Origin of the sequence: Gordonia sp. (in: high G+C Gram-positive bacteria) (assembly GCF_020438995.1) — a bacterium.
Lineage (GTDB): Bacteria > Actinomycetota > Actinomycetes > Mycobacteriales > Mycobacteriaceae > Gordonia.
On record NZ_JAGQTN010000075.1, the window covers coordinates 1 to 2,181 of the forward strand.

Genomic DNA, 2,181 nt, shown 5'->3' on the forward strand with positions numbered 1-2,181 from the left:
CCGGGGCCGGCGAGGACCTCGGCGATGTCGTCCAGGCTCAACAGGCCGGCGCCCTGCCAGTAGCGCACGATCGCCAGGTGGCGGATGGCGTGCGCGTTGTACCAGCGCCTTCCTGCGTGCCGTGAGGTGGGAGTCACCAGGTTGCGCTCGTCGTAGTAGCGGATGGTCGAACTGGGGATGCCGAGGCGCCGGGAGACCTCCTGGATCGGCACCAGTGCTTCGGCCGTAGGCGTGTCCGCGCTCGATCTACTCATGAGATGACAGGTTACGGCTTGTGTTCAAGTCGACTTGAAGGTGCAGGCTGGGGCGGATTCCTCCCCTCACGGGATGCCGCTCATCCAAAGGATCACGACCGTGTCAGACAACACGCTGGACGACCTTCCGCTCGACGACGATGCCCGCCGCTTCATCGCCGCCCACCCCCACGCGGCGATCGTCACCGTGGGTGCCGACGGCCGTCCCAAGGTGGTGAAGATCGAAGTCGCGCTCCTCGACGGCCGTCTCACCAGTGCCGGCCACGCCGACAAGGTGCGCAGCAGGCGGCTGCGCACTGATCCGCGCTGCACGCTGTACTTCGCCGACGACGGGCACCGCTGGCTCACCCTCGAAGCGGATGCGACCCTCCTCGACGGCCCCGGCACACCGGAGCAACTCCTGCGCTACTTCCGGATCCGCGACGCCAAGCCGACCGGGCCGCTCGACTACCACAGCGACCGCAGCCACCACATCGGTCTGGACGATGACGCCTTCCGACAGGTCATGATCGACGAGCACGCGGTCCTCTACTCCTTCGCCGTCACCAAGTCGTACGGCAACGCCTGAGACTCCGGCCGCGTTCAGTCCTATTCGGTTCGCCTTGAAAGCGAGCAGGTGTAAAAAGTCTCGTAGGTTCAAATCCTGTCGCTTCCACACAGTTCAGGGGCGGTTTCCAGGTGATCCGGGAGCCGTCCCTGACTCATCTCCGGAACGTGGGTCGGGACGGGCGCCGATGATGTCGAAACGAAGGGCCGAGATGAATCAGATTGCCGACCGCAGTGGGGCCGTGGCCATCGTCGGTGCGGGACCCGCGGGGCTCAGCGTGGCGCGCATGTTCCGCAGGTACGGTGTCGACTACGACCAGTTCGAGCGGCACAGCGGCGTCGGAGGTCTGTGGGACATCGACAATCCCGGCACGCCCATGTACGAGTCGGCGCACTTCATCTCGTCCCGGGATCTGTCCGGCTTCTACGACTATCCGATGCCGGCGTCGTTCGCCGACTACCCGACCCGCAGGCAGATCCTCTCCTACACCAGGCAGTTCGCCGACGACTTCGGCCTCCTCGACGCGATCCGCCTCGGAAACGGTGTCACCCGCATCGATGCCGACGGCGACAAGTGGCTGGTGACCACCTCCGACGGCACCACCGCACGCTATCGCGGGGTGGTCTGCGCATCAGGCACCAACTGGCATCCGCGAATACCGGTGCACCCGGGCCACTTCGACGGCGAGATCCGGCACGCCGTGACCTACCGGAGCGCCCGCGAGTTCGACGGCAAGCGCGTGCTCGTCGTCGGCCTGGGCAACTCCGCCGCCGACATCGGTTGCGACGCAGCGCAGTCGGCCGACGCCGCATTCATCTCCACCCGACGCGGCTACCACGTCATTCCCAAGCACCTGTTCGGCGTCCCGGTCGATCAGCTCGACGACGGTCCGGTGGCACTGCCCCGCTGCATCGAGCGCCCACTGATGACGGCATTGCTGCGACTGCTCGTCGGTGACGTCACACGGTGGGGACTGCCGAAACCCGATCACAAGCTGTTCGAGTCGCACCCACTCCTGAACAGTCAACTGCTGCACCATCTTCAGCACGGAGACATCACCGTGAAGCCGGAGGTCGAACGCTTCGACGGCACGGACGTGGTTTTCGTCGACGGAAGTCGCGAGCAGATCGATCTGGTGCTGTACGCGACGGGATACGAGATGCGGATTCCGTACGTCGACGACACCTTGTTCGAGTGGAACGGCGACCGCCCCGCCCAGTATCTGACCGCATTCAACCGCCGTCATCGCAACCTGTTCACCCTCGGCTACATCGAGACCAACTCGAGTGCGTACACCCTGTTCGACAGTGTGTCGAACCTGATCGCCCAGTACCTGGCCGCGCAGGATTCGGATCCGGCACTGGCCGCCCGGTTCGACGA

At 65.3% G+C, this 2,181-nt stretch carries 3 protein-coding genes; 2 read left to right on the forward strand and 1 reads right to left on the reverse strand.

Features of this window, described 5'->3' with window-relative positions:
• Positions 1–254, reverse strand: a 254-nt coding sequence (locus KDB67_RS06460) for a MerR family transcriptional regulator (RefSeq protein ID WP_291013850.1), incomplete at its 3' end; no start/stop codon positions are given.
• Positions 255–354: 100 nt separating this feature from the next.
• Between KDB67_RS06460 and KDB67_RS06465 the strand changes: the two genes are divergently transcribed.
• Positions 355–822, forward strand: coding sequence for a pyridoxamine 5'-phosphate oxidase family protein (locus tag KDB67_RS06465; RefSeq protein WP_291013852.1), 468 nt, complete (start codon positions 355–357; stop codon positions 820–822).
• A 190-nt stretch (positions 823–1,012) separates the two neighbouring features.
• Positions 1,013–2,181, forward strand: a 1,169-nt coding sequence (locus KDB67_RS06470) for an NAD(P)-binding domain-containing protein (RefSeq protein WP_291013854.1), incomplete at its 3' end; no start/stop codon positions are given.